Here is a 14,932-nt window from a genome sequence, read left to right as displayed (position 1 = left end):
CCTTGATGGAAGGCACTAAGCCCTTCAGCTCCTCCTTATCTCCACGTTCGGGTTTAACCCGACTATGATGTGCGGCAGCTTGAACGGCCTGTTAACCTCCCACCACATTATATTGTGTATCTTGGAGCCGAGGCTCTCGATACCAACAATCAAGTCTTTGAGGCTTCCAGCCAGCCTAAGCTTGTACCCGGGCGTGCATGACACAGGCCTGCCGTTCCTCACCCTCACCACAGCATCTCTCAGAACAGTGGAGAACTGCCCCTCTAGGTAGTTCTGCAGCCTGGTGTACCAATTGTTGGTTAGATAGAGCCCGTCTCCCAGGGCCTCGTATATCTCCTCGTTTTTCACATCTCCTGGCTCAACGCGGAGGTTGAATAATTTAGGTAGTATCCAGCCAGCATTGCCTGTCGTCTCCGCCCCCATAAGCCTGGCGGTTTTTGTGTTATGCAGGAATGTCTTGATTATGCCTTTTTCAATGGCGGCGACGTCCTTTGTAGAGACACCCTCGTCGTCGAACGTTGAATATCCCGGTAGCGTTATATCTAAGGGTGTGCTGGACAGTGTCAAGGCGTCTGAAGCTATTTTATCCCCCGGCTTATTCTGGGTGAACATTGAGAAGCCGAGTAAAACGCTTCCAGCGAGTAGGGAGGAGGCTACTATCTCCAGTAGGTTTCCCCCCACCATAGGGGATAGGAGTAGCCTGTAGCTGCCTGGTTCTGGTGTCTCGCCGGGTAGGCGGCTACATTCCTCGGCTAGCATCTGGGCTGTGGCTATTGACTCCTCAGCGAGCTTCTCGTCGAAGTATGTGGAGACCCACGACCACTGGCCGCTCCTAAACTCCTTTTTAAATATCCTTGTGTAGCCGTTGAAGTTACTCTTTTCCAGGGTTAGCTCGGCTCCGCTAGAGGTGGTTAACACCGTAGTCGAAACTGTCAACTCTGCCATACCTGATATATCACCCCACCTCTCGGGGTCTAGGAGGGATGTTAGGATCGATGTATCTCCTTCGTCAACAATGGTGGCGATCCTGCTGTCGACGGCTTCTGAACTCCTGCCAGACGGTTCTGGCAACGGCGCGTACAGTGGCGACTTCTCGAGTTTATCCACAATACTTGCCGCTATCCTTGCTGCATCCTCAAGCCTCGGCGTATTGAAGCTGGCAACAGCTATTTTCCCCTCTCTCGCGAGGTAGACTTCGAGAGAGAGGTCCTCGAATCCTTGTGCAACGCTTAAACTACCGCGGGCCGTTTTAACCATGATGCTCTTCGACCCAACTATTTTCACGGCCTTCTCTGCATCGCCCGGCAAGGCTTCCAGAACAGCTCTAGCCCCCTCTAGAAGATAGTCCTTGTCGCGCAGATCTCTAGAACTCATACCACCCACCCCCTAACCTATCTTTGCACCTCTAACTCTGACGTGAGGACCTCCCATCCAAACGGGTAGGGGTTGCGGAGGCTCCCCTTTACCGCATATGCCAGCGTAGAATCTGAGGTCCTTCCCGACACCATCTATTTTAGAGTAGAAGCTCTCGCTCGGGATCTCGAGGACAGCGTTCCTCACAGGCCTATCGAGCCTCCCGTTTTTGATGAGATATGCTTCGAGACCAACATATCTAGCGACCAGCCTGAACTCGTCAATGTTCCACTCCATATAGGTCTTTATGTAGACCCCCTCCTTAACATCCTCAACAAGCTCCTCAAAGCTCATGTCACCAGGTTTGAGGTAGGTGTTACTCATCCTGACTATAGGCTCGCTCCTATAGTTCATAGCTCTCGCGGCCCCATTACTCTGTACCCCAAGCGAGTGGGCGGTTATCCTGCTGTGTAGGAGATCCGCCAGCTCCCCACTATTTATCAGGAGCCTCTCTCTAGCTGGGACCGCCTCATCATCGTAGAGGTAGAAGCCGTAGCTGCCTGGAACCGTAGGGTCGTCGGCCACAGTGACTAGCTCACTCCCGATTCTCCCTTTTATCCACATACGATAGCTTAGACCAGCTTGAGCTGCCTCCCTACCAAGCACCCTGTCCGCCTCGCTTGGATGCCCTATAGACTCGTGTAGGGCGAGGCCCACTATCTCTGGGCTGACGACAACGTCCATCACGCCTTTTGGCGAAGGCTCCGCCTCCGCCAGATTAACCTCGAGACTACGAATATCATCCTTTAGCATAGAGTCTAGCCCGAGCTCGTCTACAAGCTCCAGACCACCGCTCCCTGCTAGGTGACCCCACTTGTTAGCCCTCATCCCTCCGTGCTCCGCAGCTATATTGTAGAATATGGAGATCCTCGGTATGAGGCTCTCGATAAACCCTCCATCACTAGTTACTATCACCTTAGCTTCCAGCTCGTCGCTGTAGCTGAAGGTCTTAGCCCTTATCCCAACTTTCCTACTCTCTAGAGACTTGCTATACTCGAGAACAAGGGAGGCCTTATCCTCGAGATCAACATCCCTGAAATCCCTTCTAACACGCAGACTATACTGGGCCCTGCCTAGCCTCTCCTCGCTAACGCCAACTCTCCTCCGAAACCCTCTCGCCGAGGACCTAGCGAGGGAAACGGCATGCTCTACAACCCGGTTCAAACTCTCCTCATCAATAGAGTTTGTGGATGCGAAGCCTAGGGCACCGTCTACTATAACCCTAACTGCTACCCCCTCCTCTATATTGAAGCCTCCTCCCACAATCCTATCGTTAACTAGGAGAGCGGAATCCCCTAGACGCGCATGGAACCTAGCCTCAGCATAGCTAGCGCCCATTTCAACAGCCTTACCTACAATCCTCTCCAGCAAAGAGGAATCGGGCGCCGAGAAACTATACCTATCCCCCTTGTGCGAGAGCGCGTTCAAAGCTGCATCACACACTCAATAGTGGTGATCAGACGGAGCCATATTATAATACTCAAGGACGGTATAGACTTGGAACTCTGCTCACTCTCACGTTTAAACCCATAAACAAAATACAACTAGAACATGGATAGTCCAGGGCGGGATGAGCAGACGACGGTCGACTGACCACCTGGGGATGAGGATCATTCCCCTTGAGCGACCGCCAGGAGTAGGCGGGCTGGTTTGAAGGCTCTAATCGATGGACAGTCTAGTAGCTGTGGGTTCGATTCCGGTTGAATTTTGGATGGGGAGAGCAGTATAGGGGTGTTAGCATGTTTTGAAGGGCTCGGAGGACCTCAGCTTCCGAGACCTAGTATATACGCAACGTATTCCTCAAGCATTTCGATGTCTATGGGGTCTATTGTGAAAACAAGTCTTCCACTCCTTTCCCTAGTCAATAGTAGCCCCATCTTATCCCACCACATTATAATATAAGGTTACGTCTGTATATAAGTGTTTGCAGGATTAACATTAGATTATTGTCGAATTAACTTTTGTAGAGCCATTGTTTTAGATCCCGAGGCGGAGAGGCGATATAGAATACGCCTCCTGCTAAACTATATGATAAAACAGATAGGAGGCCCGATGCCTTGGCTCGATCGCTGCTGAGAGTGTGATGAGCGAACCCGAGGAGGAAAGGGCCTCTACTTGGGTTTAATCCCAGCGAGATCTATCTCCTCTCGCTCCTTCAACTTACATAGGGCAAGCTCCGCAACAGCCCTTACCAGCGAGATGGCATTTACCGCTAGACTATAAACCGGAGGGCTCACACCCCTCCCACTGTTTTTAAGCGAATTTCTAAGCTTAGTGGCAGTCTCTTCAGCAAGCTCTACCCTCTTAACACTTCCCGTGGCCAGGGATCCTATAGCCTCTAGAAGAAGCCCTTTGGTATCATTGAGCAGAGCCATGTCCCTTTCAGAGAGCCTCTTTGCGTCGGAAAGGTAGTCTATCATCAGGGAGATTGTGTCTGCAAGGTTGAGGAAGAAGCCAGATATGTATGTGACCCTAGAGGTCTCACAGCTAAGCCCCATAGACTTTCTCACAGAGCTTCTAGCTATGTCTAGAGAAAGGCTGTACAGCTTTAGGACGTCTTGCTTCGCCTTGTCAACTCTACCCTCGGCAATGCTATCTAGCACGGCGTTGAGCGCGCTGGAATAGAGCTTGAGTTTCAGAGATAGGTTAACACCCTCGCTACTGTCTCTCGAAAATTCTATTAAGACCGCGTTGTTAGAGACGCCTATCTTCGATATTGGAAGCTCCTTAGCCATCCTATCCAGGATTTCCCCGTTTTTGAACAGGGCTATTCCCCCGTTCCTCGTGTTCTCGGTGAAAATAGTTATGCGGTCGTAACCATGGCCATATGCACATTTAATAAACCTCAATTTCTCCTCATCATTCCTCGGCATACTCTGGAGATCAATACTCAGGCTTCTCACGGGGGGCGAGAAGTTCTCGGGAATAATCTTTAGATATTCTCCTTCATCAATAACTACGAGTACGTCACCCGCTTTAACATTCATCTTGTTTATCCACTGCTTGGGAAGAGTTATTATAAGGCTAGAACCTCCTAGCTTCTGGACCCTCCTTTTAAACAATGTTGCTGGCTGAGATGACAAGCCTAACCCCCCACTATCTAGATTTGCTACATCGGATTTTAAATGTTTAACAGCGTTAAACAAGCTCCACAGGATGTGAACCGATGCCTCCAAGACTGCAACGATTAAACCTTCTGACCCCGGTATTATCAGCAGGTGTGGGATTATGGCTAAGACTTGGACTTGCGGCATATGCGGTGGAACAATCATTGAGGGTCAGAGGTTCACGTTCATCCCAGGCAAGGGCGCCGTTCATTTTGAATGTCTCTCGGAAGCCGTGGTAGAGACCGGCTCTAGGGATGCTGTAGCCCTCCTAGACGCTAACGAGGTGTTGTTATATGCTATAGTTAGGTTGAAGGAGGCTGCCCGGCTGGCGTCAAGCGAAGACACTAGGAAAAGCATCGATGAGGCCCGGGTGGAGGTGGAAAGGCTTGCTGGCGTTTTATCAAAAAAGCTCTCCGAAGCTATGGAGGGTTAATTGCCTATCTCACTTCTCCCGCTGACTGAGCCTCCCTCCCTATTACGAGCTTTTTAACCTCCTCGAGAGCGAGGTCAGCATGCTTTTCCGCCGGTCTTATGTTCTTGAGAATAGCCCTTATGGTTCCGTCGCGGTCTATTACAAAGGTTACCCTTTCAGCGGCCATGTTCTCCCCCTCTCCCTTTACAACACCGTACTTCCTTCCGATCTCGCCTTTCTCGTCGCTCACTAGCTTGAACCTGAACCCATGTTTCTCGGCGAATCTGCTATTCTTCTCCACACTATCCGTGGAGACCCCTATAACCACGGCACCCATCTTCTCGAACTCGTCTAAAAGCTCGTTGAATCGGACGCCCTCCCTGGTGCAGCCAGGTGTCATGGCCCGGGGGTAGAAGTAGAGTACAACAATCTTCCCTTTAAAATCGCTCAGCCTAATCTTATCTCCTGTATGAGCAACACCCTCAAAGTCAGGCGCCTTATCCCCGATACTTGGCACTCAACCTCACCTCTACACTCATACATTGATGCTTGGTTAGTTTTATTAGCCAGTAAGTACTCGCCCCCCGGTATATGGGTCAGCTCTCCTCCAGGTTCTTCCTTAAGGCCTCTAGAGCGGCCAGGGCTAGGGCTTCGAACCTTGACCCCCTGATTATGGCTTTGATTTTTAAACTGTTGTCGACAATGATGACCGCGTCGTTAACCCTCAAAATACTGAAGAACGCTCTTCGGGCGAGACCTATCCTGGCTAGGTAGTCGAGCCCCGGATCATAAACTACAGTGAGCCTTCCATGCTTCGCCTGCCTTTTTCTGGCTGGAGGTTTGCGTGGCAGTATTGCGAGCACTGTAGACTTCAGCTTGTTAAATTCGTCCAGAAGCTTTTCAAACGGTTTTAGCTTAGACTCGGAGGAGGCTATAACAATCACAGCCCCGCCTGGAGGGAGGTGCTCCGCGTTCAGTCTGATGTAGGATCCATTAAGCGACTGTCCCGAGATGGGGGGTAGCTTGTCTCCCGGTTTTAGCAATTCTCAGCACCGCAACCGTTTTATTGTATCTCTATATCCCGCGAAAAAGCGGTTAAGCCGCGGACAGTATATGTTGGCTATAATCTATTTTATCCTGAGGGGGTGAGGCCTAATTGATCGCTGTCGAGCTTCACAGCCATACAACTGTTAGCGACGGGTTTCAGACTCCTATGGAGATAGTCAGGCTAGCCGCTAGAAAAGGTCTCTCGGCCATAGCTGTTACTGACCATGATACCTTCAGGGGTGCTAGTCTGGCGAAGAGGGCCGCAAAACTCCTGGGTGGCGTGTTTGTAATTCCGTCTGCAGAGGTTAGAAGCCTATTAGGCGACGTTCTGGTTTTATGCTCAAACGACGTGGGCGACGATTTTCCGAGGGCTGTAGAAGAGCTTAGGGAGTGGGCTGTTGAGAGGGGTTGTATAACTATAGCTGCACATCCAGGCTACAGTAGGTACCACGGCATCCCCCTTAATGCCGTTAGCCGGATGGCCAGGCTATTCGACGCAATTGAGGTTTGGAATGCTTATACCCCACCCCATTTTAACTTATTGGCTATGAAGCTTGCTGACGACTTGGGTCACACGCCAGTTTCTGGCAGCGATGCCCATGTCCCTTCAATGGTTGGCGTGGCGCCGACGCTTGTAGAGGTGGATAGTGATAATGCGGAGGGGGTGGTCGAGGCTATAGCCCGGGCTAGAACTAGGCCTACCATAGGGTTCCCCGGGGTTAGAGCTATCATAGAAAATATAGGATGGTCTATATACAGAGTTATCGACTAGAGAGGCTTGAGCGTCGAACTAATACTCTCTATCCTCTATCTGGAATTCAGGGTGGGCTGAGGATGGAAGAGAGAGGTTGCTGTTTCAATGTTATAAGCAGCCATAGGAGCGTCAGGAGTTTTTCCAGCGAGCCAATATCCCAGGAGGATATTAAGAAGATCCTGGAGGCCGCTCGCCGCCATGTTAGCCCGTGGAACATACAGCCTGTCCACGTGACGGTGGTTACTAGGGACGATTTAAAGTCGAGGCTCGCCGGTGTTCTTTGGGGTCAGGAGCAGATTAAGGAGGCTCCAGTGTTCTTTGTCTTCAGCGTAGACTATGCAAAGGTTGTGGAGTCCATTAAGCGTTTGGGTCTGGAGGTGAGGGAGCCAGGGCTGACAGAGCTACTCCAAGGCTACATATCGGCTAGTGTAGCTCTTGCTTGGGCTATAGCTGTGGCGGAGGACCTAGGCTATGTAGTAAACATAATAGCAGCCTATGGAAATCCCTGTCAGGTTGCCGATGTTCTGGGCTTGCCGAGCTATGTCATCCCGGTGGCGGGCCTCCTCGTGGGCAAGCCCAAGGGCGAGCTACCCCCTCTAACACCCAGGGCTCCTATCCAGGCTCTCGCGGGATGGAATTCGTATGGCGAGCTGGAGGAAAAGGTGAAAGCATACATGAGTCTAGGTGAGAAGTTCGTAAACAACATTTGGAGGGTTCATAGACACGGCGGTCCAGTCGACAGGATGGACCCGGTTATAAGGGAGTGTCTTAAATCGAGGGGGTTCAGAGTTTAAACGTAACTCTACGGCCTAGCCTTTTACGGTAATACCATTTAACATCATTCTGGGGCCCCGGAGTTGCTAGCGGTAGATGTCGCCAGCGAGATTGCCAGCACAATAGCCGAGCCGCCAGGAGAATACAGATTACACAGACGGCCTCTCAGCCTCGAGGACCTCATAGTATATATGGGGGATGATATCGAGGATGTTACAAGGGTGAGCCTGGAGGAGTACTATTCATACCCCCTGAAAACCGTTAAGATTAAGGGTGAAGGCCACCTCAGCAATATTTATGCTATTGACAGCAGTAGCAGAACCATTGAGACGCCGCTGCAAGTGATACTTCTAGGTGCAGTATCGCTGAGCAGCCGTCTAAAGACGATCGAGGCGGATTATCCGTCTCTTGAAAAGCCTATCGGAGGGCTAAAGATCAAACCATATATAGTGCTAAGCCGTCTCGATATTGACAGCTGGCCTACTCCCCTCATGGGGGAGGCATACTCTGACATCCTCCGATTCTCGCTAGAGAATGCAATGCTGAAATACTTGTTGGAGAGACTTGAAGAGGATCGCATTTCTAGGACTCCTCTCTCCGCTGTTATAATAGACGGCCCCATCCTGAACGGGAGCGTTATTTCAAAGCTGTCCACTACCATGGGGGACGTGTGGAGGAGGCTTTACGTTGAGAGGCAAAGGATTATCGCCGGCTTTGAGGACCTGGGTGTTCCTGTGCTTGGGTTAGTCAAGAGGATAGAGTCGTCAACACTGTTGTCAAAAGCCAGCGGCTATCCCGTCATGCTGGAGGAGTGTTTAGGCTTCGCTCCTAAGGCTTCAGACTCTGCAATCATCGAGGCGGCTGTAGGGTATGGATGTCATAAGTGGAGGCCGGGTTACGCCCTCAAAACACTTGTGTCCAGAGTTGTGTATGCGAGTGGGGAGGAGAAGCTGTTCGAGTACATCGTTCTCCCCGGGGGACGGTACCAGCTCCTCTCCCCGAAAAGCAGGGTGTACAGGCTTGAGTATACAAGGCATAGTCTGAACCTGATTGAAAGCTACGGGCTCAAGCCCCATCACCTCCTCATAGGTGAAACACTAGTCAGGGGATCGTTGGAGCCCGTGACGTTAGCGCGAAGCGATAGAAGGGCTAAGAGCATCAGCTTAGCGTTGAAGCGTATAGTCTTATCAGGGCTTAAGAGCAGGGGGTCCAGAGTTAGCTACTCAATGTTGTTTGAAGGTGAGTTGTTGTGGAGGAGCACTTCATAGGCGGGGAGCGAGGTCCTAGAGAGTCTTTCCCGGGAGGTATCGACCTCTCCCTTATTTCGGAGAGGATTAATAAAGCCTATGCCAAGGCAAAGCGGCTGGGCGAGGTGTTGGGGAGGGTTACCCGATATAGCCCTGTGTCCACTTTTCCAGGGTCTCTTGTTGAGGTTGAGGTGGACACGGCAAAATATTTTAGCCGGGGAGGTGTCAGAGTAGGCGACTACCTCTGTATCGTTGACCCTAAAACACTTCATATTTCCCTGGGCGTGGTGTCTACGGTTAAGAGAGCTGACGAGCTAGCTCTAGCAGGTGTTGACGCCCCGCTATCTTCGAGCGCCATGCCAGGCCCGGCCAACCCTGAGTCGATATTAACAAGCCCTATAGCCGAGGTTAGACTCCTGCTGGAAGCCGATCCGGATTCGGGGCTCGAGCCCAGGCCCGTTTCCACCCCCATCGAACCCCAGAGCCCTGTGTTTGACCCTAACCCAGAAACACTCCAGTACATGCTCGGACTGCCCGGGGGAGGCGTTCTTATAGGTGCTCTGGCCAGCCTCTACGGGCCGGTTAAGGGAGGATCTGTCGCGGTGAGGCTACCCTACAAGGCCCTTCTCCACCACACCCTGATTATTGGGACAACTGGAAGCGGGAAGACTACGCTCTTGAAAAACATGATAGCATCGTTAACTAGCGGGGATGAGGGCTCAATAGTGCCTGTAATACTAGACATGAACTCCGACTTCATCCAACTGCCCATCCCATCCTCCGGCGGCGACCTCGACGTTTTTAGAGGTGTCAGGCCTCCCAGGAGAATAGTTGTTGTTGCACCTGTTAGTGTGGACGCTGTGTCCGACGCTATAGAGTATGATAGAGATATCTACTCCGGCATTGCCCAGCTCTACCACGAGGATGTTCTGTCACAGCTTGTGGGCGGCGGGGGGAGATGGACCTGCGTTAAGAGTTCTGAAGGCGTCAGGTGCGAGTCCGATAGGTTACCCTTCGTAATCATACCCTACTTCATCGATAGTGTTAGGCGTGGTAACATGCCTGGCGAGAGCCTGTCACAGCTTGCCCCCGGGATGACCAGGCTATCTCTAGAGCTACTAAGATCTATAAGGGAGAGGTTCTACAGGCACTCCGGCAAAAGGGGTTACCCCCCACTCTATGCACTTTCATCAGCACTCTCGGCATACATAGAATTCTCCCGTCGTGGCGCCGGGTTGGAGGAGGCTGTTTCGGCGAGCATGGAGTCTATGGCTGCTTTCATGGTTGGTGGGAGCGATAACTATAATGTGGCTAGGGCTAGGATCGAGCCGCTGGGTTTCGAGGTCAGCCACGTGGTAGACCTAATCCTGGATTTACTCTCCTCTATACGGCCTCATAGGAGCACTGCTGAGGCGCTTTATAGGAAGATTCAAGGTCTAATCGATAGTGGTGTGGTGGACGTTTCTATAGCCACAGACGGCCGTATTCGGGTTCTCCTGGAGCCTAGCTGGAGGTTCATAACTGGGCTGGCTGGAGATATGGGGGCTCCTGTAGTTGTGGACTTGGCTTGGCTTGCGTCTCGATCTGGGAGCTCAGTGTTCGCCCCGAGGATCCTAGGATATAGGGTGCTACAGAGCATACTTAGGATGAGGCAGGAAGAGTGGGCTAGGAGGAGGGTGGGCCGGCAGCTTCTTATAGTGATTGACGAGGCACATCAGTTCTTCCCGCAGGAGAAGGGCGGTTACGAGGAGCAGGAGGCGAGTAGGCAGGTAGCCTCCATGATATCTTCAATGGCGAGGCTCGGCAAGGCTAGGGGGATAGGTTTCATGTTTAGCACTCACAGTCCCAGCGATCTGCACGATATTATAATCCAGCTATCCAACACTAAGATAGTTCTGAGGACTGAGAGGGCTCATCTGGAGAAGCTGAGCATACCGACCGAGGTGAAGGATGCTGTCCCCTACCTGATGGATAGGTATATGGTTATAACAAGCTTCGTCTTCAGGGGAGGATACGTGCTCTCCGTCACCAGCAGGCCTGTTACAATGCACACCGATTTCTCTTCAACCTACCTCCGCGGTTGAGGCTCCACTAAAACCTTCTCCTGACTCCGGTCCACATAGTGCACGGTATACCTCTTAGGGTTGAGCTCTGAGAGTAGGAGTTCGAACGCCTTCCACGGGTCCGTATGCTCTCCGCAGGTATAAATGTCGAACGTGGCATAGTCATACTCAGGCCACGTGTGTAGGGCTAGATGGCTCTCCAGGACAAGAACTATCACAGAGACCCCTCCCTTCTCCCCGGGTATTGTCCAGGAATTCACTGCGTGCACAGTAGCACCAGCAGCCTCTGCAGCCCTGACGACAACCCCTCTTAAATACTCCTCGTCTGTAGCTTTTTCCAGCGGAACCCCATAGAGACTGCCGTATACGTGTTTTCCAACTATTATTTCATCCCTCCTCTCCATAACAGATCCCGGGGATTGATGGAGACGATCCAGGGTTTATAATCTATCACAGCTTTGAAGACCACATCCACACACCCCCGGGGCCGAGGGGGCAGCCAGTTGTATAAGCTAGGGTGAGCGTCCCTTTGCCGGGGGAGTGGCTTGTCTCGGATAGGCTTCAGAGCATAAAAGAGGAGCTTAAGGGGCTTGAACCATTCTCAGGCTATGTGTGGCCCCTTGTGAGAGCAGCGGAAAAGGCCCTCGAGGAAGGGGATGTTGAGGCTGCTGAATGGCTAGCCCTCATTGCAGAGATTAGGGCTAGCTATGCTAGGCACCGCGCCGAGACCAGTAGGAGGGGGAGACGCTTCTAGTGGCCCACACCTCTAAGCTGTTCTACGAGATGTGTGTCCAGCCCGAGTATTATCTTTAGGGCGGTGGCCACTGCTCCAGGGTTGCCTGGTGTTGTGAAAACAGGTTTTCCACCTGGTAGGACATATGCTTCTGATCTTGTTAGGAGGCCGCGGGGCCCGACCTCGCCCGCGCTCAGCCGCCTGAACTCTTCACCATAACCGGGGAGCATGTAGACTGCAAGTCTTGAGACGACTTCGGTAGTTACATCCCGAGGCCCCGGCCCCGTGCCCCCGGTAACAAGTATGACGTCACAATCCCGCCTCCCCGCCATAGAGGCTACAGCCGCCACAATATCCTCAAAGGAATTCCGCACAACTGTCGAGGCAACCAGCTTTCGACCCCGAGACTCCAGCGTGGATGACACGAGAGGGGTAATCTCGTCCTTCTTCAGACCTGCATAGACTCGATCGCTGGTAACTACCAGGCAGTAGTTTAGGGCCAAATATCCCACCCATTAGAGGGAAATCGGGATGCCGAGGCCAAAATTATGATTTCCGTGAATTAATCTCTACATGACTGGAGGTCCGGCCGGCGTCTATAAAATCCATGGATCGCCTATCACTCAGCAGTATCGTTGTTGGATGTTTACTCTGTAAGTCAAGGCTTTATCCCATTGGCTGGCTTTAAATATACACCTCAGGAGCGTTGAAGACAGGTTGTTTGCTGTGGCGGGTATGTGGGTGTTTGATGGTTGGATAAGGTATCGCCGGGCTTTCTCGGTGTGGCTGCTGCACTGGCAGCTGCTCTATCGTGGAGTACAATAGGCGTAGTCCAAAGACTAGCCGAGAGTATGGGCGCCGACACCGATATGCTCATAGTTGGGAGGACACTTGGCGGCTCGCTTCTGGCAGGGCTCCTCCTCATGCTCTACCGGGCTAGACCAACGCGTAGGAGCCTTGTTGTAGCAATGCTGGGCTTAGCCCCCCTCTACTATACATACATGAAGTCTGTCAGCATTGTGGGCGCTGCAGTGGCAAGCCTCCTCCTCTACACTGCACCGGCCTGGGTCGCCCTCCTCGGCATGTTACTGCTGGGAGAGAGACCTGGATCTAAGGGGGTAGGTGCTATTGCTTTGGGTCTCGCTGGAGCCGCCCTTGTGTCGCTGGGCGGTGAGGGGGGTATAGGGGGTCTACGTATTCCAGGCCTTCTACTGGGGGTAGCATCGGGATTCTTTTACGCGCTGTACATAGTCATGGCTAGACTCTTCCAAAGCAGGGGTGCCGGGGTTATGGAGGTCAGCCTGGCCCCAATCGCTCTTACAGGACCTCTCCTAGGCATAACTATACGGCCGAGCCTTCCTCCCAACGCAGTTGAGGTTACGGCCTCACTGTACTTCGCGGTCTTTACCATGGTGGCGCCCTACATGTTGAACGTTTACGCCCTGAGGAGGATTGAGGCTCATAGGGTCTCGGTGGTAAGCTTGGTAGAGCCTCTTTCCGCTGTGGTCTTGGCCACGATAGTACTGGGCGAGGACCTCACGCTACTCCAGGCGCTGGGCGGGGCTCTTATAATAGCTGCAGCCCTAGCCGCCAGCTTTAAGTAGGTCCTCAAGCTCTGAGGCCAGAGCCTCTGCCACCTTACTAGATACCCTGACCTCGTCAGGCCTGTATCCCGCTGCCTCACCCACATCAGCAGCCCACTCTAGAGGCCTAAGTGGGTTGGGAGTAGTGGGTGCTCCACGTTTAAACACGACAACGTACACCAGCTTGTTGAAGCTCCTCCCAAGCCTACCGGGAGACTCTCCTGCAAGGGGGAGGATAATAGCGAGTTTCAGCCCGCTATATAAAATACCATGAATCACCTTAGCCAGGATACCTGCACCACGCTCTGTTCCCGAGGAGAGGAGTATAGCCATGTAACCATCTTTCTCTAGACGCATCCCCGCAAGCCGTAGACTGCGGGTAATAGCGTCGACATAACCTCTAGACATGCTATCCACCTCCACCCACCTACTTGGCACTGGCAGCCCGGCTAGCCTGTGTGGGAGACTGTATACCAGGCTTAGCTGACCGTAGCTCTGCATTCCGGGATAGGGAGGATCCGTCACAACGGCGTAGGGAGTCATGCCGGGCGGCAGACCTCTAGAGGAATCCCAGACCCTGAATTCTAGCCGCCCACCAACACTGCTGCAGCCGCGGCTATAGCGTTTTACGAGGCTCCACAGCCCCCCGCGGCCCAGGGGTTTGCATCTTGTGCTGGGAGGTCCTGGCATGCATGTAGAGGCGAGAGGGTTCAGCTCCACCGGGTTAGCGGGTACCCAGTACGTCTTCACAATGAAAGCCGGGTTGACTCTCCGCGCTGGCTGGTAGTATATGGCTAGCAGGCTCGATGCTCTAGAGGAGGAGCCTGCTATGCATGATGCTTCTAATCTGCAGCCTATTGACGAAGCGTTGTTTACGAAGTCCGATATTGTGGCAAGCTGTCTAGGGGTATAGATGTGCTTGAAATCTTGTATACCCGCAGCCAGTAGCTTGGACGTCTCTTTACCGGGGGGCACAGGCACCCCGGGCAGCCCGCTGACAAGCTCTACTGCTCTTGGGAGCGTAGACCTCAAGTGAGACGCTACTCTAGCACCAAGGCCATCGTCCCCTAGGTAAACCCATCTCCTCCCCCCGGCCGTGAGGACCTCAGCTGCATAGGCAACGTAGCCTGGGGCTTCCTCCGGCAGACCCTCGGGAAGGCTAACCATGGGCTCCTTCGGCGATACATTGATACCGGAGGCTGGTCTAAGCGTCCTGCCGTCTAGCAGGAGGTTTATGCCGTTCCTCAACCTCGACACCCATGCTGGCGCTGTGCACGGAGGACATCTAGCTAGGAGAACATGAATAATGCAAAAACCCTCTCCACACCACAGGTTATATAAACTCCTCCAAACCCTCCTGGCCGCCTCAACTAGGCAGGCGGACTTGGTTCGGCACTCCCCGTTTAGCAGGCTTCTCGAAGCTCTGGAAACACTCACAGCGTACGGGTTAGAGTCGAGGCCGACGGCCTCATAGCCCATTCGAGATGCTTCAAGGGGTATGGTTCCGCCACCGGAGAAGGGGTCTACAACAAGCCGGCCAGCAGTGAATTTGCGGAGTTTCTCAACTCCTACACCATCTATGGAGTCGATCGCAGCCCTAGGATCTGGCACGGCGAGAGCGGCAAGTACAGCTCTAACACCCCCTAAAAGCCTGCGTCCGGGCCACCAGAAAAGACTGTACTCCGGCCTCCTCCTACCCCACTCTAGGGCGGCAGACTTGGCTGAAATCTCTATGATTTCCCCTTTACCAAGCCTCTCTATAGCAGGGGTCAAAATACCAAGCCCCAACGAAGATACTC

15 protein-coding genes are annotated in these 14,932 nt (G+C 52.8%); 7 read left to right on the top strand and 8 right to left on the bottom strand.

What is annotated here, in order from left to right; all coding sequences use genetic code 11:
- Nucleotides 1-24: 24 nt before the first annotated feature.
- From ACAM_RS00350 to ACAM_RS00340, 3 genes are all read right to left on the bottom strand, one after another.
- Nucleotides 25-1,374, bottom strand: a complete 1,350-nt coding sequence (locus ACAM_RS00350) for a TldD/PmbA family protein (RefSeq protein ID WP_022540821.1) — start codon at nt 1,372-1,374, stop codon at nt 25-27.
- A 12-nt stretch (nt 1,375-1,386) separates the two neighbouring features.
- Complete coding sequence (locus ACAM_RS00345; protein ID WP_232502297.1) at nt 1,387-2,784, bottom strand: TldD/PmbA family protein; 1,398 nt, start codon at nt 2,782-2,784, stop codon at nt 1,387-1,389.
- A 740-nt stretch (nt 2,785-3,524) separates the two neighbouring features.
- Nucleotides 3,525-4,589 (bottom strand): AbrB/MazE/SpoVT family DNA-binding domain-containing protein, encoded by a 1,065-nt coding sequence (locus ACAM_RS00340; protein ID WP_158318568.1) that lies wholly within the window; start codon nt 4,587-4,589, stop codon nt 3,525-3,527.
- A 52-nt stretch (nt 4,590-4,641) separates the two neighbouring features.
- Here ACAM_RS00340 and ACAM_RS00335 point away from each other — a divergent pair, with 52 nt between their 5' ends.
- Nucleotides 4,642-4,953: a DUF2175 domain-containing protein gene (locus tag ACAM_RS00335; RefSeq protein WP_022540817.1), complete on the top strand. Its 312-nt coding sequence runs from the start codon at nt 4,642-4,644 to the stop codon at nt 4,951-4,953.
- A 4-nt stretch (nt 4,954-4,957) separates the two neighbouring features.
- Here ACAM_RS00335 and ACAM_RS00330 read toward each other — a convergent pair whose 3' ends face one another.
- Complete coding sequence (locus ACAM_RS00330) at nt 4,958-5,449, bottom strand: peroxiredoxin (RefSeq protein ID WP_022540816.1); 492 nt, start codon at nt 5,447-5,449, stop codon at nt 4,958-4,960.
- Nucleotides 5,450-5,528: 79 nt separating this feature from the next.
- Complete coding sequence (locus ACAM_RS00325; protein WP_022540815.1) at nt 5,529-5,975, bottom strand: hypothetical protein; 447 nt, start codon at nt 5,973-5,975, stop codon at nt 5,529-5,531.
- 113 nt (nt 5,976-6,088) lie between these two features.
- Between ACAM_RS00325 and ACAM_RS00320 the strand changes: the two genes are divergently transcribed.
- The 4 genes from ACAM_RS00320 to ACAM_RS00305 all read left to right on the top strand — a co-directional run bounded on the left by ACAM_RS00320 (nt 6,089) and on the right by ACAM_RS00305 (nt 10,838).
- Nucleotides 6,089-6,751, top strand: coding sequence for a PHP domain-containing protein (locus ACAM_RS00320; protein ID WP_022540814.1), 663 nt, complete (start codon nt 6,089-6,091; stop codon nt 6,749-6,751).
- A gap of 62 nt (nt 6,752-6,813) precedes the next feature.
- Complete coding sequence (locus tag ACAM_RS00315; RefSeq protein ID WP_022540813.1) at nt 6,814-7,527, top strand: nitroreductase family protein; 714 nt, start codon at nt 6,814-6,816, stop codon at nt 7,525-7,527.
- A 63-nt stretch (nt 7,528-7,590) separates the two neighbouring features.
- Nucleotides 7,591-8,775, top strand: coding sequence for a DNA double-strand break repair nuclease NurA (locus ACAM_RS00310; protein WP_022540812.1), 1,185 nt, complete (start codon nt 7,591-7,593; stop codon nt 8,773-8,775).
- On the top strand, nt 8,757-10,838 hold the full coding sequence (locus ACAM_RS00305; RefSeq protein ID WP_022540811.1) for a helicase HerA domain-containing protein: 2,082 nt from the start codon (nt 8,757-8,759) through the stop codon (nt 10,836-10,838). Before ACAM_RS00310 ends, ACAM_RS00305 begins: the two co-directional genes overlap by 19 nt.
- Here the strand turns inward: ACAM_RS00305 and speD are convergent.
- Nucleotides 10,823-11,221 carry an adenosylmethionine decarboxylase gene (gene speD, locus ACAM_RS00300; RefSeq protein ID WP_022540810.1) on the bottom strand — a complete coding sequence of 133 codons (399 nt, stop codon included), beginning with the start codon at nt 11,219-11,221 and terminating at the stop codon, nt 10,823-10,825. The two genes, ACAM_RS00305 and speD, sit on opposite strands and share 16 nt — an antisense overlap.
- Nucleotides 11,222-11,346: 125 nt before the next feature.
- On the opposite strand from speD, the gene ACAM_RS00295 reads away from it, so the two are divergent.
- Nucleotides 11,347-11,571, top strand: a complete 225-nt coding sequence (locus ACAM_RS00295) for a hypothetical protein (protein ID WP_022540809.1) — start codon at nt 11,347-11,349, stop codon at nt 11,569-11,571.
- Here the strand turns inward: ACAM_RS00295 and ACAM_RS00290 are convergent.
- Entirely contained in the window at nt 11,568-12,053 is a 486-nt protein-coding gene (locus tag ACAM_RS00290) for a MogA/MoaB family molybdenum cofactor biosynthesis protein (RefSeq protein ID WP_022540808.1), read from the bottom strand. The genes ACAM_RS00295 and ACAM_RS00290 overlap by 4 nt on opposite strands.
- 249 nt (nt 12,054-12,302) lie before the next feature.
- Here ACAM_RS00290 and ACAM_RS00285 point away from each other — a divergent pair, with 249 nt between their 5' ends.
- On the top strand, nt 12,303-13,154 hold the full coding sequence (locus ACAM_RS00285; RefSeq protein ID WP_022540807.1) for a DMT family transporter: 852 nt from the start codon (nt 12,303-12,305) through the stop codon (nt 13,152-13,154).
- Here ACAM_RS00285 and ACAM_RS00280 read toward each other — a convergent pair.
- Nucleotides 13,134-14,906, bottom strand: a complete 1,773-nt coding sequence (locus tag ACAM_RS00280) for an SAM-dependent methyltransferase (RefSeq protein WP_022540806.1) — start codon at nt 14,904-14,906, stop codon at nt 13,134-13,136. The genes ACAM_RS00285 and ACAM_RS00280 overlap by 21 nt on opposite strands.
- Between the last annotated feature and the right edge of the window lie 26 nt (nt 14,907-14,932).

This window comes from Aeropyrum camini SY1 = JCM 12091, from assembly GCF_000591035.1.
Taxonomy (GTDB): Archaea; Thermoproteota; Thermoprotei_A; order Sulfolobales; family Acidilobaceae; genus Aeropyrum; species Aeropyrum camini.
Note: the sequence above shows the minus strand (reverse complement) of the source record. Positions and strands in the feature narration are given on the sequence as shown.